The sequence below is a fragment of the Pelosinus sp. IPA-1 genome, from assembly GCF_030269905.1.
Classification (GTDB): Bacteria; Bacillota; Negativicutes; order DSM-13327; family DSM-13327; genus Pelosinus.
In genome coordinates this window covers 99,646-125,819 of sequence record NZ_BSVC01000003.1, presented here as the reverse complement: position 1 = coordinate 125,819, position 26,174 = coordinate 99,646, and the positions used below count along the sequence as shown (strand labels likewise).

At 38.7% G+C, this 26,174-nt stretch carries 23 protein-coding genes; 1 reads left to right on the top strand and 22 read right to left on the bottom strand.

Annotation, left to right across the window (positions count from 1 at the left end; translation table 11 throughout):
- Nucleotides 1-17: 17 nt before the first annotated feature.
- The 22 genes from QSJ81_RS07365 to QSJ81_RS07260 all read right to left on the bottom strand — a co-directional run bounded on the left by QSJ81_RS07365 (nt 18) and on the right by QSJ81_RS07260 (nt 23,769).
- Complete coding sequence (locus QSJ81_RS07365) at nt 18-875, bottom strand: tagatose bisphosphate family class II aldolase (RefSeq protein WP_285716763.1); 858 nt, start codon at nt 873-875, stop codon at nt 18-20.
- A 32-nt stretch (nt 876-907) separates the two neighbouring features.
- On the bottom strand, nt 908-2,068 hold the full coding sequence (nagA, locus tag QSJ81_RS07360) for an N-acetylglucosamine-6-phosphate deacetylase (protein ID WP_285716762.1): 1,161 nt from the start codon (nt 2,066-2,068) through the stop codon (nt 908-910).
- A gap of 2 nt (nt 2,069-2,070) precedes the next feature.
- On the bottom strand, nt 2,071-2,499 hold the full coding sequence (gene agaF, locus QSJ81_RS07355) for a PTS galactosamine/N-acetylgalactosamine transporter subunit IIA (RefSeq protein ID WP_285716761.1): 429 nt from the start codon (nt 2,497-2,499) through the stop codon (nt 2,071-2,073).
- A gap of 77 nt (nt 2,500-2,576) precedes the next feature.
- Entirely contained in the window at nt 2,577-3,398 is an 822-nt protein-coding gene (locus QSJ81_RS07350) for a PTS system mannose/fructose/sorbose family transporter subunit IID (RefSeq protein WP_285716760.1), read from the bottom strand.
- Entirely contained in the window at nt 3,388-4,155 is a 768-nt protein-coding gene (gene agaW, locus QSJ81_RS07345; protein WP_285716759.1) for a PTS N-acetylgalactosamine transporter subunit IIC, read from the bottom strand. The genes QSJ81_RS07350 and agaW overlap by 11 nt, the downstream gene beginning before the upstream one ends.
- 86 nt (nt 4,156-4,241) lie before the next feature.
- Entirely contained in the window at nt 4,242-4,715 is a 474-nt protein-coding gene (gene agaV / locus QSJ81_RS07340; protein WP_285716758.1) for a PTS N-acetylgalactosamine transporter subunit IIB, read from the bottom strand.
- Between the two features lie 324 nt (nt 4,716-5,039).
- A complete protein-coding gene (locus QSJ81_RS07335) occupies nt 5,040-5,762 on the bottom strand; it encodes a GntR family transcriptional regulator (RefSeq protein WP_285716757.1) in 723 nt (240 codons plus the stop codon).
- 322 nt (nt 5,763-6,084) lie between these two features.
- Complete coding sequence (locus QSJ81_RS07330; protein ID WP_285716756.1) at nt 6,085-8,082, bottom strand: oxidoreductase; 1,998 nt, start codon at nt 8,080-8,082, stop codon at nt 6,085-6,087.
- Between the two features lie 84 nt (nt 8,083-8,166).
- Nucleotides 8,167-9,396 (bottom strand): MFS transporter, encoded by a 1,230-nt coding sequence (locus QSJ81_RS07325; protein WP_285716755.1) that lies wholly within the window; start codon nt 9,394-9,396, stop codon nt 8,167-8,169.
- Between the two features lie 52 nt (nt 9,397-9,448).
- Nucleotides 9,449-9,880 carry a MarR family winged helix-turn-helix transcriptional regulator gene (locus tag QSJ81_RS07320; protein ID WP_285716754.1) on the bottom strand — a complete coding sequence of 144 codons (432 nt, stop codon included), beginning with the start codon at nt 9,878-9,880 and terminating at the stop codon, nt 9,449-9,451.
- 178 nt (nt 9,881-10,058) lie between these two features.
- The gene (locus QSJ81_RS07315) at nt 10,059-10,982 is read right to left on the bottom strand and encodes an AEC family transporter (RefSeq protein ID WP_285716753.1); all 924 of its coding nucleotides are present in this window, start codon (nt 10,980-10,982) and stop codon (nt 10,059-10,061) included.
- A gap of 11 nt (nt 10,983-10,993) precedes the next feature.
- On the bottom strand, nt 10,994-11,620 hold the full coding sequence (locus QSJ81_RS07310; RefSeq protein ID WP_285716752.1) for a beta-class carbonic anhydrase: 627 nt from the start codon (nt 11,618-11,620) through the stop codon (nt 10,994-10,996).
- 146 nt (nt 11,621-11,766) lie between these two features.
- Entirely contained in the window at nt 11,767-13,104 is a 1,338-nt protein-coding gene (locus QSJ81_RS07305; protein ID WP_285716751.1) for a GntP family permease, read from the bottom strand.
- Between the two features lie 46 nt (nt 13,105-13,150).
- On the bottom strand, nt 13,151-13,993 hold the full coding sequence (locus tag QSJ81_RS07300) for a class II fructose-bisphosphate aldolase (RefSeq protein WP_285716750.1): 843 nt from the start codon (nt 13,991-13,993) through the stop codon (nt 13,151-13,153).
- A 21-nt stretch (nt 13,994-14,014) separates the two neighbouring features.
- Nucleotides 14,015-15,448 (bottom strand): four-carbon acid sugar kinase family protein, encoded by a 1,434-nt coding sequence (locus tag QSJ81_RS07295; RefSeq protein ID WP_285716749.1) that lies wholly within the window; start codon nt 15,446-15,448, stop codon nt 14,015-14,017.
- Nucleotides 15,449-15,530: 82 nt separating this feature from the next.
- Complete coding sequence (garR, locus tag QSJ81_RS07290) at nt 15,531-16,424, bottom strand: 2-hydroxy-3-oxopropionate reductase (RefSeq protein ID WP_352230875.1); 894 nt, start codon at nt 16,422-16,424, stop codon at nt 15,531-15,533.
- Between the two features lie 284 nt (nt 16,425-16,708).
- Nucleotides 16,709-17,416: a GntR family transcriptional regulator gene (locus QSJ81_RS07285; RefSeq protein WP_285716747.1), complete on the bottom strand. Its 708-nt coding sequence runs from the start codon at nt 17,414-17,416 to the stop codon at nt 16,709-16,711.
- Between the two features lie 164 nt (nt 17,417-17,580).
- Nucleotides 17,581-18,030, bottom strand: a complete 450-nt coding sequence (locus QSJ81_RS07280) for an Hsp20/alpha crystallin family protein (RefSeq protein WP_285716746.1) — start codon at nt 18,028-18,030, stop codon at nt 17,581-17,583.
- A gap of 152 nt (nt 18,031-18,182) precedes the next feature.
- The gene (locus QSJ81_RS07275) at nt 18,183-20,396 is read right to left on the bottom strand and encodes a cache domain-containing protein (protein ID WP_285716745.1); all 2,214 of its coding nucleotides are present in this window, start codon (nt 20,394-20,396) and stop codon (nt 18,183-18,185) included.
- Nucleotides 20,397-20,582: 186 nt separating this feature from the next.
- Nucleotides 20,583-21,362 carry a sulfite exporter TauE/SafE family protein gene (locus tag QSJ81_RS07270; protein WP_285717200.1) on the bottom strand — a complete coding sequence of 260 codons (780 nt, stop codon included), beginning with the start codon at nt 21,360-21,362 and terminating at the stop codon, nt 20,583-20,585.
- Between the two features lie 108 nt (nt 21,363-21,470).
- Nucleotides 21,471-22,061, bottom strand: a complete 591-nt coding sequence (gene thpR / locus QSJ81_RS07265; protein WP_285716744.1) for an RNA 2',3'-cyclic phosphodiesterase — start codon at nt 22,059-22,061, stop codon at nt 21,471-21,473.
- Nucleotides 22,062-22,293: 232 nt separating this feature from the next.
- The gene (locus QSJ81_RS07260; RefSeq protein WP_285716743.1) at nt 22,294-23,769 is read right to left on the bottom strand and encodes an RNB domain-containing ribonuclease; all 1,476 of its coding nucleotides are present in this window, start codon (nt 23,767-23,769) and stop codon (nt 22,294-22,296) included.
- A 449-nt stretch (nt 23,770-24,218) separates the two neighbouring features.
- On the opposite strand from QSJ81_RS07260, the gene QSJ81_RS07255 reads away from it, so the two are divergent.
- Entirely contained in the window at nt 24,219-26,147 is a 1,929-nt protein-coding gene (locus QSJ81_RS07255) for a PrkA family serine protein kinase (RefSeq protein WP_285716742.1), read from the top strand.
- Nucleotides 26,148-26,174 lie beyond the last annotated feature (27 nt).

The window sequence follows — 26,174 nt, the reverse complement described above, 5'->3', positions numbered from 1 at the left end:
TCAAAGTATAATGATAATCAGGCTCTACCAGCGCTTCCACACATGATAATTTTATCTATAACCACCAGTCCCATTGCTACTTTGCCTGGCATCATATATCTACGCGGATCATTAGCGTCAGGATTATGCTGGAAATAGTCTTTAACAGCAGTGGCAAAAGGTATCTTTAAATCGGTGGCAATATTGACTTTTGTGATACCAAGCTCAATACATCTGCGTACCATGTCATTGGGTACATCAGATGCACCATGAAGCACTAGAGGCACGGACACTTTACTTCTAATTTCGGCTAACCGATCAAAATCTAATTTAGGCTTTCCCTTATATAAACCATGCGCTGTACCTATAGCAACTGCCAAGGAGTCTATCTTTGTTCGCTCAACAAACTCGACCGCAGCTAAGGGGTCAGTGTAGGCAGAATCTTTGCTCTCTACAACCAAATCATCCTCCTGACCACCCAACCTGCCCAGTTCAGCTTCTACAGTAACCCCATGGGTATGGGCATATTCCACCACCTCTTTTACCATCACAATATTTTTTTCAAAAGGTTGATGTGAGGCATCAATCATAGCTGATGTAAACCCCATATCAATATATTGCTTAATTTCTGCCACATCTTCAAAATGATCTAAATGCAGTGCTAAGGAAATATTATATTTCGAAGCAGCCGCCTTAGCCATTGCCACCAAATACTCTCCACCAGCATACTTGATAGTACCAGGCGTACCTGCCAAAATAAGCGGTGTCTCAAAGTTAGCTGCCTCTTCCACCACCACCTGTAAAGTTTCTAGATTGTGTATATTAAAGGCTGGAACAGCATACTTGCCTTGCTGTGCGCTAAGTAACATTTCTTTGGTAGATATAATCCCTCTCATACCAGTAACCTCCTACAAGTAAAATGTATTGCCTATCTCTGGTAAACTACTTTACCTTTTACCACAGTCATCACAACCTCAAAATTATTATCTACCACTACAAAATCGGCCTGTTTGCCACGTTTAATGCTTCCTATGATAGAGTCCACCCCCAGAAGTTTACTAGGATTGAGAGAAGCCATATGCACTGCAGACAAAGGTGGAACCGCCATTTTCTCAATTAATCCCTGAACGCACTGCAATAAATTAGTAGTACTACCAGCCAAAGACCCACTTTCCGTCCGTGCAATGCCCTTTTTCACAACTATCTGTAACGTGCCCAACATATATTTCCCATCTGGCAAACCAGTAGCCTCTATAGCATCACTAATTAAAATAACCTTATCCTTAGGTTTACAGCGCAAAAGAATTTCCATTGCTGCTGGATGGGCATGAGTAAAATCAGCAATTAATTCTGTATAAATCTTATCGTTTACCAATACTGCCCCTAATGTTCCCGGCTCTTGATGATGAAGACCCCGCATGCCATTATAGGTGTGTACTGCAATATTAGCCCCAGCCTCAGCTGCCTGCTGCACTTCTTCATAAGTAGCACTAGTATGTCCAATGGCCACATGAGTGCCCACCTGATGTAAGTATTTAATAAGAGCCAGAGAATTTTGTTTCTCAGGAGCCAAAGCAACAGTTCTCACCGTATTTCCTGAGGCAACAATTAATTCTTCCATTTCTGTCAGACGAATTTCACGAATCAACTTTTCCGGATGGGCACCCCTATGTTCTGGCGTAATATACGGCCCTTCTACATAAGAACCTAATATTTGGGCTCCCTCAACCTCTCCCATACAAGCATTTACATTAGCCAATGCCCTTTTGATCTTAGGCAGTTCATCAGTTACTGTCGTAGGTACAAAAGCTGTAATGCCTTTTGTCGCCAAATAGTTAGATATCTCATTCAATGCAGTGAAATCAGCTTGCATAGTATCACAACCATTGGCTCCATGAATATGAGTATCTATGAGCCCAGGAAGTACCTGAAACTCAGAAAAATCATAGAGAACCTTTGCCTGCAAGTTAGCATCTTTCTCCTTAATAGCAACAATGCTGCCATTCTCTACAATGACTACACCATTTTCGATAATCTCATCTTCTGTATATATCTTCCCAGCAGCAATAGCATACCTTAATCTTTCCATACTTAAATCCCCATTGTAGCTATGTTTTTTTTGACTTTGGGCTCATCACCAAAACATTTTATAGCATTTTTCCCCACTTCTAAGGCTATATTTTTCAACACTTCCAAATTCCCAGAATCTCTAGCAAAAACTATTTCTAACAACATTGGCAAATTAGCTCCGGCAATAATCTTACTCTCAATCCCCTCTTGACCAATTAGAACGCAGCAACGAAAGGGTGACCCCCCCATCAAATCAGTAAAGAACATAACCTTATCGCAATTAGCAAAATCTTGTACTGCCTGTGTTAATTTTTCACTCAGGTCCTCTGTAGAAGTATTTACAGCAAAATCTACAGCTGCCACATTAGCAAAATCTCCGGCAATCAGTTGTAACGAGCTTAATAGCCCTGTAGCAAATTGACCGTGACCAGTTATTACAATTCCTACCATATCTATTACCTCCTAGTCTCCATTAGTAAATGTGGATCAGAGTAAGTTCCCTTCTTATCTCTGATCCATCCCTTGTATTACAATAAACCTACCAATTTACCAACTATTCCAATAATTACAGTTAATAAAATTAATTTCACTGGTGAGAAGTTTTTATTTAGCAGATAGTACATTAAAATGGTATAACCAAAAGGAAGCATATTCGGCAAAACTTTATCTAACACATCAGCCTGTAGTGCTACTTTAGCCTGCCCGGCAGTAACAACTAAAGGAATTTTCAAGCTGATATATGAGGCAATTAACGCACCGATTACTGTTAAACCAACGATATTGGCTGCCCGCGAAACATATTTGGTATTTTCCTTCAAAGATTGCATCGCACGCACGCCAGTATTGTAACCATAACTCATCAGACCAAAGCGCAGTCCAAAGTGAATGATATTAAACAACACCAAGAAGATAATCGGTCCTAGAATATTACCATCAATGGCGAGAGAAGCACCAATACCTGCTGTAATAGGTAATGCAGTCAGCCAGAACATGGCGTCACCAATGCCGCCCAACGGCCCCATAGTAGCTACTTTAATACCACGAATGGTTTCTTGCTCTTCTTTGTTTTCTTCCATAGCAGCTACGATACCCATAATAAAAGTTACGAGGAAGGGATGGGTATTAAAAAACTCCATATGCATTTTCATTGATTTCGCCAAATCTTGCTTATTTTTATGAATTTTTTCCAAGGCAGGAATCATACTATACAACCAACCACACGCCTGCATCCGCTCGTAATTAAAGGAAGCTTGCAAAAATAATGATCGCCAGACCATTCTATTTAATTCTTTCTTAGTTATCACTTTCTCGATAGAAGTATCTTGATAGCTAGCGATATTAGATTCCATGACTTCTTACCTCCCTTTTAGCTGGTTTGTCAGTATTATTCTTGTTCATATAGTAATCATATCCAGCCACGCAAACGGCGACAATGGCTACTGCCAATAGTGGAAGTTTCAAATAAGTCGCGAGAATAAAACCAATAATCAAGAACATAGCATATTCTTTTTTATACATAATTTTTAGCAACATGGCAAAACCAATGGCTGGCATCATACCACCTGCGACTGATAAGCCACCAATAAACCATTGAGGCAAAGAAGAAACTACGCTTTTTGCTAGATCAGCACCAAAGTATATGGGTAAAAAGGCAATCAGGGCATAAAATAATCCTAAGAATAACATTCCTATGTAATTAATACGGGCAATGGCTTTGGTATCAGCATTTTCTGCATAGGTATCTGCTTTGTGCATAATAGGGGAAAAAATTGTAAACATCAAGGTAATAGCCCCTTGAACAGCAACCGCAAACGGAACAGCAACACCAACAGCCACTTTAGGGTCCTGTTGGGTCAAGATAGCAAAAGCGCATCCAATAATTCCGCCAATAACCACATTCGGTGGTTGGGCACCAGCCAATGGTACCATCCCCATCCACACTAATTCCAAGGTAGCACCAGTAATTAAACCTGTTTGTAAATCACCAAGAATAAGTCCAACAACGAGCCCTGTAACCAATGGTCTATGAACATGAGTTAAGCCATCAAACAAATCGATACCAGCAATAAATGCCCAAATTGCAATCAGTAACGCTTCACCAAACATGTTATCACTCCTATTTTTAAATTCCCATTGCTGACAATATGATTAATTACCATCACCTCCGAATTATTAATACAGAAACATCTTTACTATAAGAATTTTAAAATATCAATACTGCTTTCATCAGGAACCCGACGAATTTCCAGTTCAACCCCTAGCTCACATAACCTTCGAAAGGCTTCTTTGTCAGCTTCATCTAAAGAAACAGTACTGGTAATTTGTTGTTTTCCTTCACTAAAATGCATATTTCCAATATTGACTTTGCTAATCGGCACATCCCCTTCTACTAATTTCACAACATCCTGCGGATTTCTTACTACCAGAAAAATCAGTTGATCATCCGCAGCATAATGTATTTTCTCTATCGTCTCTTGAATAGTAAAATATCTTGTTCCTACCACATCAGATACCGCCATATCCATTAAATTTTGCTGCACATCATCAGTAGCAACCTTGTCATTAGCAACTACAATTAAATTGGTTCCTAGATGATTAGACCAAGTCATTCCTACCTGCCCATGAATCAAACGATTATCAATTCTTGTCAATAAAATATTCGGCATACCTATCACTCCCCCAAAATCAGTTCACTTTTCACTAAATATTAACTCCTTATACCACGCGATTTACGGTACCATCAAAGCTGGGATTGTCGGAAGTAATCCCCAATGCCAGAGAGTTTAGAAAAGCATACATTTGAACATATAGAATATGAACCTTTGTTCCATTTTGCAGAATGTCCTTTCCACAATCAATAATTTCCTGGATTTAGCACGAATCCGTAGATTTAACCACTCCTCTTCTATATCTAATTTACCATTCGGACTCATCATGACGTCCGTACCACTATTGGTAAAATAAAATAATAGAGTCAATTGGCAGCTCTATTATTTTTCTAACGTAATACAATACTCAATTTTATCGCCTCTAGCAATGCTTACAGTATATTCAATAATATGGTCATTCTCAAAGGTAAATCGTTCAATCTTCAAGCTGGGAATTTCTTTAGCAACCTGTAAATATTTAGCTTCTTCCATATTAGTAGTAACAGACTGGAATTTTTCTTTAGCTGAAGTGATTTTGACAGCGAACCTTTGTGTAAAAACATCATACATAGCCGTTTTTTCCAATTCTTCTCGCGTAATATCAGGAAACCTATCGTAAGGCAAATAAGTCGTCTCAATCATCATCGGCTTATTGTCAGCTAATCGTAATCGAACAATTTTATATACCTTTTGGTTTTCTTCGATAGCTAAATTTTTACTGATTTTTTTTCCACAATCAATAATGTCAAAATTTAGTACGATCGAAGAAGGGTTTTTACCCATCTTTTTCATTTCCTCAGTAAAACTATAAAATTTTAATAGTTCCTGATTTACTTTCTGAGGCGCAACAAATGTTCCTTTCCCATGTGATCGATAGATATAACCTTCCTGTTCCATTTCCTGCATGGCTTGCCTAACAGTTGCCCTACTGACATTAAATTTTTCACATATTTCCCGCTCAGAGGGTAATTGATCTTCTTCTCGCATATTTGTCTGGATTTCACTTACTAAAATATCCATAAGCTGACAATATAGAGGAATCCTACTTGTTTTGTCTATGTGCACCGTCTACCATCCTAAATCAACTTATTTTTTAATATTATCGCAAGTGGTACGTACCACTTGTTTTTAAGTATATAGTTAATTATCTTTTCTGTCAATAGCGTTTAATGATTTATGTTTAACTTGTAATAATGTAACTATGTAGCCTATCGCGAGAAAATGTCCTTATAAATCACTTTAATTTTTCCACATTTCACCGCTACGTCAAATCAAAAGAGAATCTCTCCATAAATCTACTAACGGTTGATTATGGGGAGATTCTCTTTTATAAATACTAAATCCTGCTATAAAAACAGTTCACGGTTCATTATGTTTTTTTTATATGTTACAAATTTGAAGCAACCTCATAAGCATCCCAAATCGCATACATGATATTTGCCACTTTACGAGCATCACCGATTAAATGAACATCAGCGTATTCATATTTAATCTCGTTATAGAGGGAGTTTTCAGCGCTGTAGCCTACGGCAAGGACAACGCTATCCGCAGGAAGTTCGCGGTCATTACCGTTGCTGTTTACTATAACGCCTTTTTCCGTGGTTTTCACAACCTTCGAGGAGGTTAATACTTCGACACCGCTAAATGGTACCAGTCTTTCTAGCATTTCTGAATTGGCATGGCAGAGTGGACCGTTTACAGCTAACAGCTTATCTTGAATCTCGACCAGAGTAACATTTTTTTTGCTCCGTGCCAACCAAATAGCAAGTTCGCAGCCTACAAGTCCACCACCTACAATTACTACATTTTTGCCAGAATCAACCTTCTTTAACAATACATCTGCGGCAGCATATACTTTACTGTCATCGCCAAAACTGAACATTTTGGGTTTTGATCCTGTCGCAATGATGGTAGCATCTGCAGAGATTCCGCTGAGCAAATTTGCATTGACTTCGGTGTTTAGATTAATTTCTACCCCAAGTTCCTTGAGCGTATGTTCATACCAAGCAACTAAAGCGTGGTCATCTTCTTTAAAATCAGGCGCCCCGCCGGGAATTAGATTACCGCCCAACCGGCTAGATTTTTCATAAATTACAGGTTTATGTCCTCTTAATGCTAATACTCTTGCCGCTTCACATCCTGCGACTCCGCCGCCGACAACCACTACCTTTTTGCTCTTGAGTGTCGGAAAAAGTGCAACGTCTTTTTCTCTGCACGCAGCAGAATTTACGGCGCAGTTGAGCACAGAATACTCCTGGATACGTCCCATGCAGCCTTCCTGACAAGATAAACAAGGCCGAATATCCGCTGTTTTTCCCCCTCGAAGCTTATTGACATAACTTTCATCTGCCAATAGCGGACGACCAAGACTTATCATATCACAAGCACCGTCATTTATTGCACTTAAGGCTAAATCAGGATTGTCCATACGTCCTGCACAAATGATAGGTACATCTACTACGTCTTTGATGATTTTAGCATAAGGAATATAGAGTCCTTTATTCTGATACATTGGAGGATGACTCCACCACCAGGAATCGTAAGATCCCACATCTATGTCTAGGGCATCATAGCCGTAGGCCACAAGCAGTTTTGCCACTTCGATACCTTCCGGGATATCTCTGCCCTTCTCTTCGAATTCTTCACCAGGCAAAGCGCCTTCGCGCCAGTCCTTTATGAAGCTTTTAGGACTATACCGCAAGGTAACAGGGAAATCCTTGCCACATCTTTTTTTGATTTCTTCCACAATTTCGCGGGCAAAGCGCAGACGATTTTCCAAAGGACCTCCGTATTCATCGGTTCTGTTATTGAAAAAAGAGATGGCAAACTGGTCAATCAGGTAACCTTCATGAACCGCATGAATCTGCACGCCGTCAAAACCCGCCCGTTTAGCACTTACCGCACCGTCGCCAAATTTTTTAACGATAGATTTAATCTCTTCAATTGTCATTTCTCTACAAGTTTTGTCAAGCCAGCGATGCTGAATGGGTGAAGGGGCAACCGGAGGAAACTCGCCTAAATTAGTCGGTATCGTTACTCTGCCAAAACCGCCGCTTAACTGCAGAAAAACCTTTGCATCATAGGCATGAATGCGTTCTGTCATTTCACGGGCTGTACGAATAAAATGCAAAGGATTGTGAGTAGAACAAGGAACACTTGGCATTCCATGTTCTTCAACAACGTTATCTACAAAAGTTACCCCTGTAATAATAAGACCAGTACCACCCCGGGCACGAGCGGTATAGTATTCCACCCCACGCTGATTAAAGCCTCCTTCAGCATCTGCAAGTCCTAAAGGCCCCATAGGCGCCATGGCAAAACGGTTTTTTACCTCTAAGGAGCCTATTTTAACTGGCTCAAATAATTTTTTGTACTTTAAAGACATTATAAATACCTCCTCAAATTTATCTATATAGCCTCCGCTGAGCTTTCTCACCATTACCTGAAGACTGCATTTACCCAATATTGATCATGCTGATTCTTCATCATATTCATTTTCATTAACACTATCTTGTTTCGCCTTTATCAGGTGATACCCATAGATCACGGCAAACACTACTAAAAACAAAACAGAGATTCGATACATAGTAGCATAGTTAGTGTGGGTAGCAATTAAGCCCAACAATACGGCACCAACTGCATATCCTAAATCCAAAGAAGATAAGAATGTTCCATTGGCTGCGCCCTTACGTTCTTCGGGAGATCGTTGAATTGCCCATGCTTGCAGTGAAGGATGGGCCGCTCCATATCCTAATCCATAACATAATGAGGCTGCAACTAAAGAGTACATGGAGGTTGCATAGGATAAGATAAAGAGACCAATTATCATAAGCAGTACGCCTGGTATGATTACAAATGAATGCCCCTTTCGGTCGAATAGTTTTCCCGCAAAGGGACGGCTGATTAAAATCATTGAAACATGGCCGACGAAATATAGCCCCACATTTTCAATACCAGTTTCTTGACCAAATAATATGATAAAACTCATAATCCCACCAAAGGTAATTGAATGTAAGAAACATAGAAATGCAGGCAATAATGCATTTTTTTCAAATAAATCATTCCAACTAAACCCTTGTGTAATAGGTTTTGATTTATGTAATTTTGGTATCGGCGCAATTGATATACCTTGCGTTAATGCCATCCCAAGAGCAACTAGAATTGTAGAAATAGTTAGAATGACGTCAAAGTTATAACGCTTCATAGCTTCAATTCCTAAGACTGTTGCAAAAGACGTTCCAAGAATAATGGATAATGCGAAATATCCTGTACCCTCCCCCCGCCTTTTAGCGGATACAATGTCAGACATAATCGTTGCTAGCACTGTCGATGTCATTCCCCAACCGATTCCCTGACAAAATCGCAATACTAGAATAATGGCCATTCCTGAAACTAGAAAATAAGAACAATTAAAAATAATAAGGAGACTCATGCCGATTATCAGTAGCGGCCTTCGTCCATATGTGTCTGCTGCATTGCCGCTAATGGAGCGAACAATCAGAGCAGAAATCGAAACAACCGCAAAAGGAAGACTAGCTTCTAAATCATTCCCGCCAATTTGTTTTATATATAGTGGAAAGGTTGGAATCAACATCAATATTCCTTGATATACAAAAAAATTCCCAAATATAAGTAATAAAAAGTTTTTTGACCACAATGATGTAGCACTGCTACTTTCATCCTTTTTTATTTCCATCATATCCTCCATTTAAGTTGCCCTTTTCTCACCACTAGGATTTCTGTGCTGCTATCTAAAGTCCCTCGTACTGCTGAGCACTTTGAAAAATTGTTTTTAGCAATGTTGTTACTTCCTTTTGTTTTTCCTTAGGCACATTTGCTAAAATCGCTTTTCTATGATGCCCTACTATTTGGCTCCAAGTCAGGTATTGCTCTTCGGCTTTTTCAGTTAAAATTACTTTCTTTTCTCTTTTGTCATCCCCCGGAATCCTCATGATTAGCCCCTTTTGTTCTAGTTTGACTAAACTTTTAGATACTGCAGGTGGCTCAATATTTAAATAGCTTGCTAATGCTCCCTGGGTCATTGATTTTTTTTCCTTTAATGTCGTTATAATTGACCACTCAGAGCTATAGATTCCATGAGACTCTAAGTTCTTATTTAAACCTTTGGAAATAATACGGACCGTTTGAAAAAGTTGATGTAATAGCAATTCTGAGCATTCCATACTTTTCACCTTCTTATCATTGAATAATAGTTAACTAGTTAACTATTATTCAATGATAAGTCTTTATGACAAATCTGTCAATCGGATAGGGCAAATTGTTTTCGGCAGATCCGCTCTTTACGAAACATATGTATTTTTTTACAATATCCCGGATTATTTCTTTATGATTTTTTCAAGCTTAAGGCATCAGCATATTTGGCATGCTGATAATTATCCATATTAAAAAGAAGCTCAATAGTATTGTTATATTCGTTACAGTCCCCACAAACTTCTGGTCATAATCAAACTCTATTGCATATTGTATGACCGCCGTAGGCATAGGAAGCAATAGTCCAATCAACATGGTGTATTTAAACATTCTATCAAAAGGCATTATGAAAAAAAATGTTGTACCTACCGCTAATCCAACCAAATATCGTAAGGCCAACACTTTGGCCATATTTTTCAAATAATTTGATTCTAAGGAAAAATTTAAATATACTCCCAAGAGCAGCAAGGAGAGCGGCATGTTAGCACGCCCTAAGATTTGTGTACAATCAACAACAATCCCCGAAAAATGTACCCCTATGGCAGAGAGAGAGAAAGCAATTAGATAGGATAGCAAAGGGACAGATTTTAAGAGTTTACTAAGGACACTGGTAAAACTTAAATCTGAACTATCAGAAGAAAAATAACCGGCTATGATGTAGGAGACGCCAAATATGACCAATGAATTGCCTACATCAAACATCCCAAAGTATTTAATCCCCTCTTGTCCCCAAATAGCCTCTACAATCGGGTATGCAAATAATCCAATATTAAATGAAGGAACTAGCATCGAAAGCATTCCCCGAGTGGCTCTATCTTCATTTTTAAATACAACTACGCCCACTAAAGCCATAAACACACCATATACAATACCAATTATAGTTATCAATATAAGAGAAAAATCAATGGTAATTGTATTAAAAGTATTAATAATCAAAGCAGGGAGAGTGATATTGAATATTAATCGGGATAGGCTTTCACCATCCTGTTCTTTGATTAAATTTATTTTTCTCAACAGATATCCTAATATGATAATTACCATTGATAATAAAAACTGATCATTCCCATTGTTCATGTATACTCTCCCTATATCTGTTCTAATTCATCTACATCAATTGCATTATAAGTGCCGTATTCTTCTATATTACTCTTATATCCATCAATTACAACATTAATTGCTCCAGTATTTGGGTTAAATATAAGTCCATGTACGGGAATATCTTTAGGAATCAGAGGATTACACCGAATTTTGTACACAACACTTTTAACATTGTCGATGGGATTGTGGAATTGATCTAACCATAATTCTAGTTCCGACTCTACCATGCGAATCGCGTCTAGAGAAATACCTCGTGAAAGCATCTTTTCGATTAATTCTCTTGATGTGGAATGAGCAATACCACAATCCATATGACCGATTATCATGATTTCCTTAACCCCTAGTTCGAAAATGGATACTACAAGGCTGCGGATGGTAGACGCAAACGGTCCTGTAATCGAATTACCAGCATTTTTTATTACCTTTACCTCACCACGCTTTATTCCCATAGCTGGCTCAAGAAATTCAACTAACCTTGTGTCCATACAAGTAAATATAGCTAAGTGCCGATTCGGAAATTTGCTAACTGAATGGTTGTTTTCATGAATTTTTTGTATCGATTTAGAGTTCATAAATTCACTGTTTGCCCTTAATACTTGTGCCAAAGTACTCATTTTCCCACACTCCCTAATGCTACTTATATTTGACAAACCAACTACGCCCTTTAAATTACTTTTGGTGAAAAGAGCCGTAAAATCGTTCTTTTCACCAAAAGTGGTACTATATTCTTATAACAATTTTCAATATGAGAAAATAGCCATTATAAAAGCACACTACATATCATTGCGCCCGCAAAAGCAACGACAGAAGCAATCGTTGTAGAAAGTGTCCATGTTTTGAAGGTATCCTGTACCGACATGCCAAAATATTCTTTAACTATCCAGAATCCTGAGTCATTTACGTGTGATAATCCAACTCCGCCCGCCCCAATGGCTACACATAAAAGTGATGGATTAAGGTTTGGGAAACTAGGTATAATTGGAAGAATGATACCAGCAGCGGTAACCATGGCAACAGTAGTGGAACCTACCGCAAATCTCATTATAAGAGCAATAATCCATGCTAAGAGTATCGGATTCATATGAAGGTTTGTAAGAACTCCACCTAATGCTTTGCCTATTCCGCTGTCCTGCAGTACCTGATTAAATGCTCCGCCTGCACCGATAACGAGCAGTATGCCTGCTACTGGCCCGAAACAGCCATCAGTTATTTTTAATATATCTTCTTTCATCAAACCTCTTGTAAAGCCGAGGGTAAAATAGGAATAGACTACTGAAATCAAAAGTGCTGTGATTGGATTTCCTAAAAATGATATAAGCGGTAAAAACGCCGCATCTTTCGGTAATAATAATTCAGCAATCGTTTTTATTACCATAATTATCATTGGTAAAAGTATTGTAAAAAGTGTCGTTGTAAATCCCGGCAGCTTTTCATCCGGTATCAGTTCGCTTTTAAAAAGCTGTTCCGATGGATTCGCCTTAACATACTTCGATACTATGCTACCAAAAATTGGTCCAGCGATAATCGCCGCAGGTAATCCAATAAGCAAAGAGTAGATAATAGTTGTTCCAACATCTGCTTTAAGCGTGCCAACAATTGCTAAGGCAGCTGGATGTGGAGGTACTAAGCCATGTACTACTATCAATCCAGCAACAACGGGAATTCCGATTTTTATTAGTGACATCTTAGTTTGAATGGCAATACTAAACATAACTGGGATTAATAAAACAAAACCGACCTGAAAGAATACAGGAATACCACAAATAAAGGCTACAAACATCATGGCCCAATGAGCGTTTCTTTCACCAAACGCTTTAATTAACGTTTTTGCCAAACGTTGCGCCCCACCTGAAACCTCAAGCATCCTTCCAAGAATTGTTCCAAGTCCAAGAACAGTTGCAAGAAATCCTAACGTACTTCCCATACCTGCTTGAAAGGATCCTGCAATTTTCTCAAGAGGCATACCTGATAAAATACCAAGCGTGAGACCAGAAATAGTTAATGCAACAAATGCGCTCAACTTTACTCTCATAATAAGAAATACAATTAAAGCGATTGCAACAAGGAGACACATCACTAAATACGTTACATCACTCATGATTAAACCCTCCAACTATATTTTAAAAAATTATTTACATAACTCATCAGCTTAAGAGTTTTATAAACCGTTCAACTGTTGCGCTCATAGTATGACGTGCATCCATTAGCAATGTTTCAAAACGTAATCCCTTTTCGGTATTCTTAGCTAAAAACTCTCTTGCTGCCATTACTGCCCCTGTTGAAATTTCTGTATTCACATTTATTTTAGCCACACCTAATGATACTGCCTTTTTAATGTAGTCATCAGGTATACCAGAACAGCCGTGTAAAACAATGGGGACTGTAGTGGCCTGCGCAATTTCATCAAGCCTTGTAAAATCTAATGTTGGTGTCCCTTTATAAATACCATGGGCATTGCCTACAGCCACTGCCAATGCATCAATTCCCGTGCAATTTACATATTGAGCGGCATCTCGTACCCTGGTATATCCTTTTTCTAAATCCAGTCCTTCCTCGCAGGTACCATCTTCATTATTCATATAACCCAGTTCGCCCTCTACACTTACGCCCACTGCATGGGCATACTCTACAATATATTTTGTCTTTTGAATATTCTCAGAAAGGGGCAAAGCTGAACCATCATACATTACTGAAGTAAAGCCAGCCCGAATAGCGCGAGCAATTGATTTTAGTTCTTTCGCATGATCAAGGTGCAGAGCTACTTGAATATCAAGGGGAGTGCAAATTTCTTTAACAATTGAAGCAATCGTTTCCACTGGCGCATGAGTAAAATAGCCTTCCCCGAAGGAAAGAATTACAGGTGATTTTAGGCGGTTGGCTGCCTCAACTACTGCCAGAATCGTCTCCAAATTATATATATTAAACGCACCAACCGCCTTCTTTTCCTGCTTAGCCGCGTTCAGCAAAGTACTTAATGTTGTCAGCATAGTTGTTACTCCTTACATTTGTTATTTGCTGCCAAGCATCTCAACAACTTCTTTTAAAGTAGTTTTTGTACCGACATTTCCTGGGAAAATAATGTAGGGAAGTCCAGGAAATTTGCTTTCGCTGCCAGTAAGCCATACAGGTACACCTGGTTTAACTTGCCCAGCAACAGTTGCTTTTTTCACAGCCAAACCTTTGGTTCCTACGTCACTTGATGTAATACCGCCTTTCGCAATGAGAAAGCTTGGCTTAGTTTGAATACGCTCTACTATGCTTGTTACAGAATCCGATATTTTTACAGCAACTTTGAGTTCTTCTTCCTTATTATCGGCCCCAAGCTCAAAACGTTTACGCCCAGTGTAAACGGCTACTGTTTCTCCGTTTTGGATGTGTCCTTCAGCTGTTTTTACAATACGGCTGATTTCCGCTTCTAATACTGCGGTCGGTTCTAACACCAAGAGATGATTAAATTCGATAAAATTCACAAAATCTAATGTTTTTAGTTCTTCAAACTGTTCTGTTGTCTTTTTAACATGTGAGCCGATAATTACGAGGCCGCCTGCAGTGCTGCCCTCGGCAACCAAATCCTTTTTAAGAAGAAGCGGTTTATCGCTTACCCCGCCAATTACTTTAGTAAACGCAGCCGCTGTGCGGAACATGAAGTTTTTCCCTGCAGCCATCGCTTTAATAAGAGCAATCGAGAATACTTTTACATCTACATAGTCAACAGCGTTGACAACTACTTTACCGAAATCAGAAGCTTTTTCTAATTGGGCAGCAATTCCATCAATATCAAAGCTTCTAATACTTTCTAAAGAAATATAGGTAACATCTTTCGCTTTATAAACGCCCTTGTTTTTTTCTTCGATATAATCCCCCAGATTGGAACTAGCATAACCAAAGGTTTTATCTTTGGCAAACTCGGTTTGTCCCGCTGGAGTCAAATAGTCGCCTTCCTGTACATAATGCACATTTCCGATCGTAAAGCGTCCGCCTTCTTTAAAAATAGGCATAAGCACTTCACCATCAATTCTTGTAGTACCGTCTTTTTCAAGGGTGTCTTTAAGCACTTTAGTTTCAAGGGGATAATGGCCACGGAGTGTAGAATCGCCTCTGCTAATAATCATGAATCCTTTGCCAACTTTTTTAGATACTTCTAATATGTTGGTTGCCATTTCCTGATGTGCCTTGGCTGTCTCTTCTTCAGTAAAGCTCCGGGAGTTAGTTAAAATAAAAAATATCGAATTTTCTTCTTTGAAACCGGCCTCAATGTTTTCCTTTGACCAGTCAGTATATACTGACACACCATGAACAGTTTGAATTCCTGTCGGATCATCATCAAGAACAATAATTTTCTTGCCAAAATTTTGTAAAGCTTTAGCTATTTCCCCATTAACCTTAGCTTCATCAACATCTGGAATTGTAGCAAAGATTTCATTTTTTAATACTTTTTCCATTCCGCACACTCCTATTACCTATTAAATAGCTTGGAATAGATGGGCTGCCACCTATTCCGACTTAATTAACTTTTAACCGAAATTAGCTGCCTTTTTTTACTTCAACACCTGCTAATTTTTCATAAAATTGAACAATTCCGCCATGGTCATCCATAATGTGACCGTCAGCTTTTAAGCTGTGCATGATTTGTTTTAATTGGCTAGTAAGAATTAATGGAACATCAAGGCTTTGAGCCGTATCCATAACATTTGTTATATCTTTTAAGTTAATGGCAAGGGTTCCACCTGGTTTAAAGTTCCGATTGTACATCATAGGAGCTTTTGCATCAAGAACAACGCTGCCTGCAAGACCACCGCGGATTGCTTGGTAAACTTTTTCTGGATCGGCACCAGCTTTTTGAGCTAGCACAAGCGCTTCAGACACGGCAGCAATATTTAAGTTAACAATAATTTGGTTTGCCAATTTTGCTACAGAACCGCTGCCGTTAGGACCTATAACAGTAATTGATTTACCCATTGCCAAGAAAACATCTTTAATTTTTTCAACAACAGCTTCATCACCGCCAATCATATATGCGAGTGTTGCATTGATTGCACCAGGTTCCCCACCGCTTACCGGTGAATCAAGGAATGGGCAATCATATTTTGCTGCAACTTCAGCAAATTTCTGAGAATCTACAGGAGATACCGAACTCATATCAACAATAACTGTTCCAGGTTTTGCGCCAGCTAAGATACCATCTTCCCCTTCTAAAAGCGACTTTACGATTGCTGCATTTGGTACGATTGTAATAACAACATCACTACCAGTTGCCAGTTCTTTAGGAGAAGTAGCTGCTTTCGCTCCAGCTTCTACTAATGCTTCAACTGCTTTTGGATTAACATCATAAACAGTAGTATCAATACCAGCTTTTAATAAGTTTAATACCATCGGTTTCCCCATAATACCTAATCCAATAAAACCAACTTTTGCCATCATAATTTTCCCCCTTATTTTATTAAAAACATACAAAAGGCTCCAAATCAGCTTATTTCATCTACTTTCATTTCTTTATGTAGACTACTCTGCGCACTAGCGTCTTTATATGCTTCAATCCCTCGTAATTGTTACATGCCTATGCCCATTTATAGTGCAATCCTCAATAGCCATACGCAACACGCTTCATGTAGCACGTAGCATACTGCGTGTAGTGCACTACTATAAATATAACGCAAACGAACACTTATTGAATAATGTCCTATTTGCGCCCTTCTTTTATTTCAATCAAAGTTAATGGTGCTAAGCAATTCTTCCGTATTCTGCATATGTTGCTGAAATGAAGCAAATGCCCCATGTTCATCGCCTCTTTTAATACATTCAAACAACTCTTGATGCTCATTAACCGCATCACCCATTCTAAAATCCTTTTGCAGAGATTTGAATATTACGCGCTCAATACGTGATCTTAATGTTTGAATTGTAGTAACAAAATACTCATTATTTGTATAATTAATAATGCCAAAATGAAAATCTACATCAGCTCGCATAAATTCAAAGGCTTTTTCTTTTCTATTCTTTACATCTTTCTCCATGTTCAAGTATTCCTCAAGGTTAGAAAGCAATTCCTGCGCATCTTCTTTATGGATGTTCCTGGCCAAATACATGGCACTGTATCCCTCAATAGCAATTCTTACTTGAAGTATCTTCTTTAGTTCTTCAAAAGACATGGGTTTTATCATAACGCCTCTGCTAGGATATATCTCTAATAGGTTCTCCTGTTTCAGCTGCAAAATAGCTTCCCTGACAGGCGTTCTAGAGATATTAAGGTTAGTAGCAAAAAATTGCTCTGAGTATATCTCTCCACTAACTAATTCACCATTCATAATTGCCTTTTTTAAATAGTCATAAACTTGATCTTTTAATGATATTCTCTGTAAAATATAAAACACCACCATATCTGTATACTTTGCTATTGTAAAATTCAACATTCTCTACAATTTTCTGAAAACTATCTCTTGTACGTAGCATACTGCATACATGGAAACTTGTCAATTATCTTTTTTAAAATTAAACACCCCCTTGTTAGACTTTTACTAAAAGGTCCAAAAGGGGGCTTAGTAGATTTTAATTGTTGTATAATTTTTCCGCAACTCTATTGGATCGGTATATTGCCCTGCGGCAATTGTGATTTATCTGCTTTTAGTAAGATAACGGTAAGAACACCGTGATCAAATTTGGCGCTAATTTTATCATCTTGAATATTATCTATATAAAAATTCCGTTGGAAATGACCAAATCGTCTCTCCCGGCGAACATATTTTTTTTCATTTGTTACTTCTTGTGTCTCATTTCTTTTGGCGCTAATTGTTAAATAATGATTTTCATAACGCAGACTAATATCCTCTTTATTTATGCCAGGTAGATCCGCTTCTATTACATATTCATTGTCAGTCTCCTTCAAATCGACTCGAAAAGAACTGGGGAAGTTATCAACATGATCAAAGAGTGCTTCAAAATCATCTCCCAAAAAATTACGTGCAAATTTACTCAATGCATTTCTTTGATGTCCATGGTTTTGCTTATAAGGTGTTAAGTCAAACATACTTATTCTCTTCTCTCCTTTCTTTCTGCTTGCATCATTTTTTAGTATACTTACTCTTCCTTTTTTTATTCAAGATGGCTCTATACCTGAATCAGATTTTAACTGTTATTCGCTCAATGAATAACACATTTTCAGTCTCAACTTTGAAACTACTAATTTATTAAGTCTTGAATCTTTACACAAAGTATTGAACAATCGTCCAATTTAGGTTTTTCTTGAATTTGCTCTTTCAAGAAGTCGATACTCATTTCGAAGTCGTGAACTTGATCTGGCATATTACCTTTAATCAAATCTATCAGCCCATCTGTAGCAAAATAAAAAGCATCACCAGGCTGTATTGGCATTTTTACAATATTCAAATCCGCCACGTCAAACAATCCAATAAGCCCCCCAGGCATTGTGACTAAACCGTTAAATTGCTGCGTAGAAGCTAAAAAGTGGTTAATCCCACCTGTAACCAACGTTACTGTCTTTGCATAGAAGTCAAACTCAAACATAATCAGAGCAACAAATGTTTCATCCGAGAGATATTCTACAAATTTAGCATTAACGTTCTGCATTAACTCCAAAGTGAGTTTCTTACCAAGGGCCTCATCTAGAGTAAACCGAACCGCTGCGGAGTTGAGTGCCGTAGCTATACCATGACCAGAAATATCTGAGACATATCCCCGTAATATACCATCGGAATGAAAGAGGTAATTATAAAAATCACCACTTACTTCTCGCAAGGGCGCATAAGCTGTACGAACAATAAATAATTCATTGTTCGCATCCCCCGGCAGAAGGGCTTTTTGTAATTTACCTGCAAGTTGAACATCCTTGCGAATTTTTCGTTCCAACTGTCGTTCCTCTGTAATATTACGGTCAACTCCCTGAATGCCGTAAATCTCTCCATCCGCGTTGTATATTACACTACAGGTTGACTCAGCCCATACCACCGTGCCATCTTTACATCGTAATTCTAATTCTAAACGTCGACTTTCTATCTTCTGACCAGATTCTATCATATCATGTAGACATTGAAGATCTCGCATGGCTATAGCAGCTGAGGAAGGCGTTAACCATTGCTCAGTGGTTAACTCGAGAGCCTCTTCCACGGTATATCCCCTGAGCCGTTGAACTGAAGGACTTATATACGTAAGCCTTCCCGATAAATCCATTGTCCAAATTACGTCAGTAACATTTTCAGCCAACAACCGATATCGTTTTTCACTCTGACGAATCATTACCTCAATCTGTTTGCGTTCTTGTAGCTCACAATTTAACGCAGCAACCAACTTGTTCAATTGCCTAACCATATGGTTAAAAGCATGCCCCATCCTACCAACTTCATCCCTAGATGTTATCTCGACATGCTGCGTCAAGTCCCCTATAGCTACTAGCCCCGCACTCCTTGCAATTTTTCTAATTGGCGTAACAATACCTTTAGCCATAAATACTGCAAGAAAAATAACCAATATAATGGCTACTAAAACTACACCTGTCACGGTACAAATTAACTTATTTCTGGCCGCTAGAGAATCTGCAACCTTCTGACCAGCGAAGATTGCACCTATAGGCTTTTCATCTATACCGATTAACGGCATATAGGCAGTAACGTACTTTTCTCCTACAATTTCTGCTTGACCAATATATTTGCCCCCTTGCCTCAATACCCTTTGATCAATTATTTCATCCAGTGTAGTACCTGCTATACGCTGGCCATCTTTAATAATCGTCGTTGATAAGCGAACATTCCCTAAAAAAATAGTTGCGTCTGTATTAAACATCATCTTAACCTGATCAACTGCCTTATTATTCTCCAGATTATGTCCCGCTGATATGACTCCAACTATTTCACCTTGCTTATTTTTCACAGGAATGCCTATCATGATAGCAAATTTCATTTCACTATTTGACTCTATCCCTGTAACTTCTTCTCCTAAAAGCGCCCTCCGGATATTTGACTGATTTGTCAAATCATCACCGTTATTAGCAGGAGCATGTGTCCGAGCAATGACGATTCCCTTGCCATCTGTTACCGTAGCAAAATCCAGTTTAGCCTTCTTCACTGCCGGCTGAAGAAGGCCTAGAATTTGCACCGTATCCTTCGACTCAATGGCACTAACCAATGTCGGATTAACTGCCAACATAGAGCCATGATCCAGAGCATCCTGTTTAACCATTTCAATAATACTAGCAAGGCCTTCTAGCCCTTGCAACGCTCGATCCTCATTCATCTTTTGCATTATATCCGAAAATAGATATAAAGTCGGCCCCATAGTGGCACCGACAATAAAAAAAATGACTAAAATATAATATAATATCAGTCTATTTGCTAAGTTCAAAGAACTCCTACGCTTAAACCATTTAATCCACTTATTCACTAAAAGTTGCACCTCGTCATATATCTCTTTGCTGTAGAAAATTGAAATCTTAAAATTCGATCTATTAATTAGCATAAAATTCGACAACCATCGACTTTTCCCTTTAAGGTATAAATGAAAAAAGCGTACCAAGTTTCTCATTTAAAACTTGGTACGCTTTTCGCATTCACAGAAGAGCCCTTTCCCCTAGCCAAATAGTAATAAAACTCCACCAAAGATCGGTATAGACACCATAGAAACCTTTAGAATAGAAGGCTTTAGGCGTTTAGTGAATTTTGCCCCAACGTAGGCCCCAATCATCAGCCCTATCGTTACCTTGAGAAGCAATGATACGTCCAAATAACCAGCTGTCAAATAACCTAAACCGCCTAATAAAGCAATCGGTATAATGATTAGCATGGTTGTACCCGCGGACTGATGGATCGACATATTAAAGAATACTAATAAACCGATTTGAATAAATGGAGTGGCACCAATTCCAAAGGTTCCTGATAAAATTCCAGTAAAAATTCCCAAGCCACAGGCAGTTACCCAGAACTTCCATCTGACTAGGGCAGATTTACTTTCAATTCGTGAGAAAATCTCCTTAGAAGCAAAAAAGATTTTAAGCCAAAGTAAAATAGCTGATAAAAATAACATGCAAGCTGTCAACCATTTGAGATCTTTAGCAGGCAGGCCAGATGCAATTTGCGATCCAATAAAAGCACCTATCGCCCCAAAAACACCAACAGCTATTCCATTTTTCATCTCCACATTGCCTTCGCGAAAATGACTGTATGCGCCAGACAGAGTGGTAAATATCATCGCGCTAAGCGATGTTCCCAAGGCAGTGTGTATTGGAATACCAAATACTACGGTTAAAACCGCAATAACAACACCCGCTCCCCCAGCACCAACAAAACCAAGTAGCAATCCTAAAAAAAACATTACAAGAGCAATCAGCATGATTCTACTTCCCTTCTTCATGACCAACAGAGTGAAACCCCAACAACAATATTATATAATGTTGAGTCCGCTTTGCAATGTTTTTCGGCACGGTTCCATTGAGTTATCTTTCATATGATTTCGGAAAGGCTAGTAGTCTTTACACTCTGCATCTGTCTCTATCAACTTAAATGTCTCTACTATATTATATATACGCTTTCCCTGCTCTACATTGCTCGATATTAAACAAAAATTATCTATTTTGAAACAGGAAAGCTGCCCCATATCAAACTCTCCTCTCTCTTGATCCAATAAGAAGTCCTTGTCGATAAAGTCAACATCACGGGCTAAGGTAATATGTGGATGATAATCACGACTCTCAGCTGGAAACCCTAACTCTTGCATACTTCCTACAATACTGGTTTGGAGCTGTAGTAGCGCTGCCACCTTTCCCTTTACTCCTACCCACACTATACGTACTGGATTCTTATGTCCAAAAGAACCTAGGTGTGTATTGAATGATAGCTTAAAGGGAAAATTCAATTTACTTACTGTCTGTAACGAACGTATAATGTCTTCGACTTTGCGTTCTGACGTTTCCCCGAGGAACTGTAATGTAAGATGTAAGTTATCTTTAGATGGAAAGCGCCCTCTTCGCACTTTTTTCCTTAGTAGATTTTGTAGAGAATGAAGTTCAGCAATAATATTTTCTGGGAGCTCTATTCCTATGAACAATCTCATTTTTAAAACCTCCAGGTCTTTTTGGTAACTTCACATTGCTATATATTGCCCTCTTTTTTATCCAATGACTCGCCAGTGATTCTAGGATTTTTTTATTCTATTCTCCCAATAACCACCATAATACCCTCTTCCCTTGTCCGTGTTCCATATAATAGGAAACTCCTGCTAAATTCTACGAGTTTTAGCAGGAGTTCGGTCGTTATTGTAAATGATGCGGCGCACTAACTATCCTTTATCTTACCTTTTTAAAGTCGATATAACCCCGTTCTACATCAACGCGAATTAGTTGTACGCGAAGCCTAAGACCGACATCCTCTCCCTCAAAGTTACCTTCTAATCGCCCTTCAATGGGTGGGTGCAGCAGACGAACCCAAGTCCCCTTATCAGCTGCTCCTGTGATAATCGCATCAAAGGTTTCTCCAATTCTCGATTCAAGAAGAATGGCAGCGGCGGATTTTTCGACCTGCCGTTCCACTTTCTGCGCTGCATTCTCAGCTTCCGAGCAGTGCTTTGCTAGCGTTACAAGTTCCTCATTTTCATAAGGAATAGGACTTCCTGATATTGCTGCTTTCAATAATCGCTGGGTGATTAAATCTGGATAGCGACGGTTCGGCGCCGTGGAATGAGCATAATCTTTGACTGCGAGACCAAAATGCCCGATAGAATCTTCGCCTGGAAGCTCTACAACATATTCACCAGGTCCTAGTAACTTGATAATACTAAGAGAGAGATCGGGAAAATGAAGCGGATCGGTGGCTTTTGCTAAGACCAGGAATTGATCTAATGCTTTTGAATCGGGATCCTTGGGCAGTATAAAGTTTAACTCCCCAGCAATTTCAACAATCCGCTCCCAGCGTTTGGGCTTGCGAACAACACGTCGTATTGACGGAAATTTTTTATCTGTGAGGTAACGCGCAGTTACGCTGTTTGCCGCAATCATGAAATCCTCAATTATATCTTTGGCACTGTTCCGTTTTTCAACTTCTAAGTCTTTGATCTTATCTTCGTGGAAAACAGGGCGAGCTTTTATCGTTTCAAAATCAAGCGCTCCGTGCATATGTCTGAGGGTTTTTAATTTCTTTGCCACTTGATTCTGCAGTAAAATGTTCTCAGCAAGGCCATTGACTGCACCAATTGCCTCAGGCATAGGCCCACTACCCTCGAGCCAAGCCGCAACACTATTATATGCAAGCTTTGCATGATTACGGACTATGGCTTTATAAATTTGCGAACTTTGCATCGTTCCATCCTCGGCAATGATTATCTCAACCACGAGAGCAAAGCGATCTTCTTCATAATTAAGCGAGGTAATATCTGTCGAGATTTTCTCAGGTAACATGGGGAATATCTGCGCAGCGGTATAGACCGAAGTGGCATTATGCTTTGCATGATCATCAATTGCCGAGGACTTCTTGACGAAGGCATCAACATCGGCAATCGCAATATAAATCTTTGCAGCTCCCTCTGACATCTCTATCGCAGTGGTAAGTTGATCTAAATCGTTTGAATCATCATTATCAATGGAACACCACAAAAAATTCCTAAGATCTTGTGTCGACTCTTCAAAGTTAGAAATATTACTATCCATTCCGTTAAGCTGATCAATTGCCTGAACAGAAAAATCCGGAAGGAGCCCCCGGTCTATCATAGCCTGTCGTGCAATTTGCTGCAGCCTAGAACGGTCTTGTACTTCTTTTGTATTACTCATATTTACACCCTCCTCTAACAAATCAGAAATTATCGTATGTAGTCCTTTTATGCTACCTTATTTTTAATAGCTGTAGTTCGCCATTCCAGATGTCGCCCTTCAAATATAATAATATTTATAAATGTACGATTATATGTATGAAATTCGCCAAATTTCTAGGGAACCCTCTATAATTCACAAGCGTAGAAATAGACATCAAGCTGCGATAACTTCTAAAGAAGCTTAAATAAATTAATTTAGAGTGCTATTCACTGTAAGGAATTGCATATCTATCTAGTATATAAATTCCCCATGAAGCCTCTTGATTTATTCATCTTTATAATCGCATAAAAGATATTGCATGGCATTATTTTATGACCAGCATGATAAAAAGGCAAATTCATTTGGGAATGTATATTCTAAATTGCAACTTAGCTTTTACAATGAAAAGTTAAGGAGAGGGGCGAGCAATGAGTAGCTTTGATTTTGACGAATTGATAAAAAAGGATCGGGAGGCAAAGAAACATCAACAGTTTAGTGGTTTGCTTCTTGATTATCTGGACGTCGTTAAGGAAAATCCCAAGGTGTCTATTTTAGCACATCAGCGAATGTATGAGCTATTGGTTGCGAATGGTGTGAAAACAATCAAAACTGAAGAGTTCCCTCGGCTAAAACGAATTTACGGTAATGATGTATTGAAGCGCTATACATATTTTGAAAACGATTTTTATGGTATCGACAAAACAATTATGAAAATTATGCGTTATTTCCATTCTGCAGGCATGAAGGGGGAAGAATCTCGCCAAGTGCTTTATTTTGTTGGACCCGTTGGGGCAGGTAAATCTTCTATCTTGGAAGCATTAAAGCGGGCTTTAGAAATGAGTCCTCCCATATATGTTATTCAAGATTGCCCAATGCGGGAAGAGCCATTACATTTAATTCCTAAGCATCTCAGACCTAAATTTGAGCAATTATTAGGGGTAAAAATTGAGGGTGATCTTTGTCCCATTTGCCGCTATCGCTTAAAAAATGAATATCATGGTGAGTTTGAACGCTTCCCCATAACAACGTCTGAATTTTCCACTCGAGCCCGTAAAGGAATTGGCATGGTGCCACCAGTTGACCCGAATAACCAAGATACATCGGTACTCATTGGGTCTGTTGATATTTCTAAAATGGATCTTTATGCGGAAGATGATCCTAGGGTATTGTCGCTAAACGGGGCGTTTAATGTAGGCAATCGAGGTTTGGTTGAATTTATTGAGGTTTTTAAAAATGATGTTGAGTATTTGCATAACATGATAACTGCTACACAAGAAAAGTCGATAACATCTCCTGGCAAAGGATCAATGATTTATTTTGATGGCATTATTTTAGCCCACTCGAATGAAGCGGAATGGAATAAATTTAAATCAGATCATACAAATGAAGCTATTTTAGATCGAATTGTTAAAATTGAGGTTCCTTATTGTTTAGAATTGGATGAAGAGGTAAAGATTTACCAAAAGATTTTAAAAAATAGTAATTTTGATGCTCATATTGCCCCACATACCATTGAAATGGCGTCCATGTTTGCAATATTAACTCGGTTAACACCATCAACTAAGGCTGATCCATTGACAAAGTTGAAAATATATAACGGCGAGGAAATCGTCGAAAACGGCTCCACTAAAAAGTTAGATATTTTCGAGTTGCGGGATGAAGCCAACCGAGAGGGTATGACTGGTATTTCTACTCGTTTTATTATGAAAGCGATCGATGTGGCGTTATCTGAATCAGAGAATAATTGTATCAACCCAATCAGTATTCTAGATAATCTAATTAAAGCCGTTAAGGAAATGGTCATTGCAGAGGATGATAAAAAACGGTATTTAGGCTTTTTGCAAGATACAATTAAAAAGGAATATCACAAAATCCTCGAAAAAGAAATCACACGTGCTTTTATACACGGGTATCGCGAACAGGCTGAAAGCTTGTTTAATAATTATTTAGATCATGCTGAAGCGTTTGCTAACTCAACTAAGATCAAAGATAAAAATACTGGAGAAGAGTTAGAACCTGACATCAAGTTCCTTCAGTCCATAGAGGAACAGATTGGTGTTTTCAATGCATCCGCACGTGGTTTTCGCCAGGATGTTACTGCTTATATGTTCTCGTTATTACGTAATGGAGGCACAATTGATTACCAAAGCTATGAACCATTAAAAGAAGCAATCGAGAAGAAATTAACGGCTGCAGTCAAAGAATTATCCCGTATTATCACCAAGGCCAGGGTGCGGGATGGTGAACAAGATTCTAAATATAATGTCATGGAAGAAGAAATGAAATGTAACGGTTATTGTGATCATTGCTGTAATGTCATCTTAAAATATGCGGCCAATAATCTCTGGAAGGACTAAGGGCTTTCGTGCTAGGGAGGTAGTAGA

Bases quoted from the DNA above. Each gene is read 5' to 3' on its own strand.
- QSJ81_RS07305 (WP_285716751.1), bottom strand. From the start codon at position 13,104: ATGAGTGATGTAACGTATTTAGTGATGTGTCTCCTTGTTGCAATCGCT.
- QSJ81_RS07260 (WP_285716743.1), bottom strand. From the start codon at position 23,769: ATGAGTAATACAAAAGAAGTACAAGACCGTTCTAGGCTGCAGCAAATT.
- QSJ81_RS07280 (WP_285716746.1), bottom strand. From the start codon at position 18,030: ATGTTTGACTTAACACCTTATAAGCAAAACCATGGACATCAAAGAAAT.
- garR (WP_352230875.1), bottom strand. From the start codon at position 16,424: ATGGCAAAAGTTGGTTTTATTGGATTAGGTATTATGGGGAAACCGATG.
- QSJ81_RS07330 (WP_285716756.1), bottom strand. From the start codon at position 8,082: ATGTCTTTAAAGTACAAAAAATTATTTGAGCCAGTTAAAATAGGCTCC.
- QSJ81_RS07270 (WP_285717200.1), bottom strand. From the start codon at position 21,362: ATGAAGAAGGGAAGTAGAATCATGCTGATTGCTCTTGTAATGTTTTTT.
- QSJ81_RS07310 (WP_285716752.1), bottom strand. From the start codon at position 11,620: ATGAGTACTTTGGCACAAGTATTAAGGGCAAACAGTGAATTTATGAAC.
- agaW (WP_285716759.1), bottom strand. From the start codon at position 4,155: ATGTTTGGTGAAGCGTTACTGATTGCAATTTGGGCATTTATTGCTGGT.
- QSJ81_RS07285 (WP_285716747.1), bottom strand. From the start codon at position 17,416: ATGTTGAATTTTACAATAGCAAAGTATACAGATATGGTGGTGTTTTAT.
- agaF (WP_285716761.1), bottom strand. From the start codon at position 2,499: ATGGTAGGAATTGTAATAACTGGTCACGGTCAATTTGCTACAGGGCTA.
- nagA (WP_285716762.1), bottom strand. From the start codon at position 2,068: ATGGAAAGATTAAGGTATGCTATTGCTGCTGGGAAGATATATACAGAA.
- agaV (WP_285716758.1), bottom strand. From the start codon at position 4,715: ATGCCGAATATTTTATTGACAAGAATTGATAATCGTTTGATTCATGGG.
- QSJ81_RS07365 (WP_285716763.1), bottom strand. From the start codon at position 875: ATGAGAGGGATTATATCTACCAAAGAAATGTTACTTAGCGCACAGCAA.
- QSJ81_RS07320 (WP_285716754.1), bottom strand. From the start codon at position 9,880: ATGGAATGCTCAGAATTGCTATTACATCAACTTTTTCAAACGGTCCGT.
- QSJ81_RS07300 (WP_285716750.1), bottom strand. From the start codon at position 13,993: ATGCTGACAACATTAAGTACTTTGCTGAACGCGGCTAAGCAGGAAAAG.
- QSJ81_RS07325 (WP_285716755.1), bottom strand. From the start codon at position 9,396: ATGATGGAAATAAAAAAGGATGAAAGTAGCAGTGCTACATCATTGTGG.
- QSJ81_RS07315 (WP_285716753.1), bottom strand. From the start codon at position 10,982: ATGAACAATGGGAATGATCAGTTTTTATTATCAATGGTAATTATCATA.
- QSJ81_RS07350 (WP_285716760.1), bottom strand. From the start codon at position 3,398: ATGGAATCTAATATCGCTAGCTATCAAGATACTTCTATCGAGAAAGTG.
- QSJ81_RS07295 (WP_285716749.1), bottom strand. From the start codon at position 15,448: ATGGAAAAAGTATTAAAAAATGAAATCTTTGCTACAATTCCAGATGTT.
- thpR (WP_285716744.1), bottom strand. From the start codon at position 22,061: ATGAGATTGTTCATAGGAATAGAGCTCCCAGAAAATATTATTGCTGAA.
- QSJ81_RS07255 (WP_285716742.1), top strand. From the start codon at position 24,219: ATGAGTAGCTTTGATTTTGACGAATTGATAAAAAAGGATCGGGAGGCA.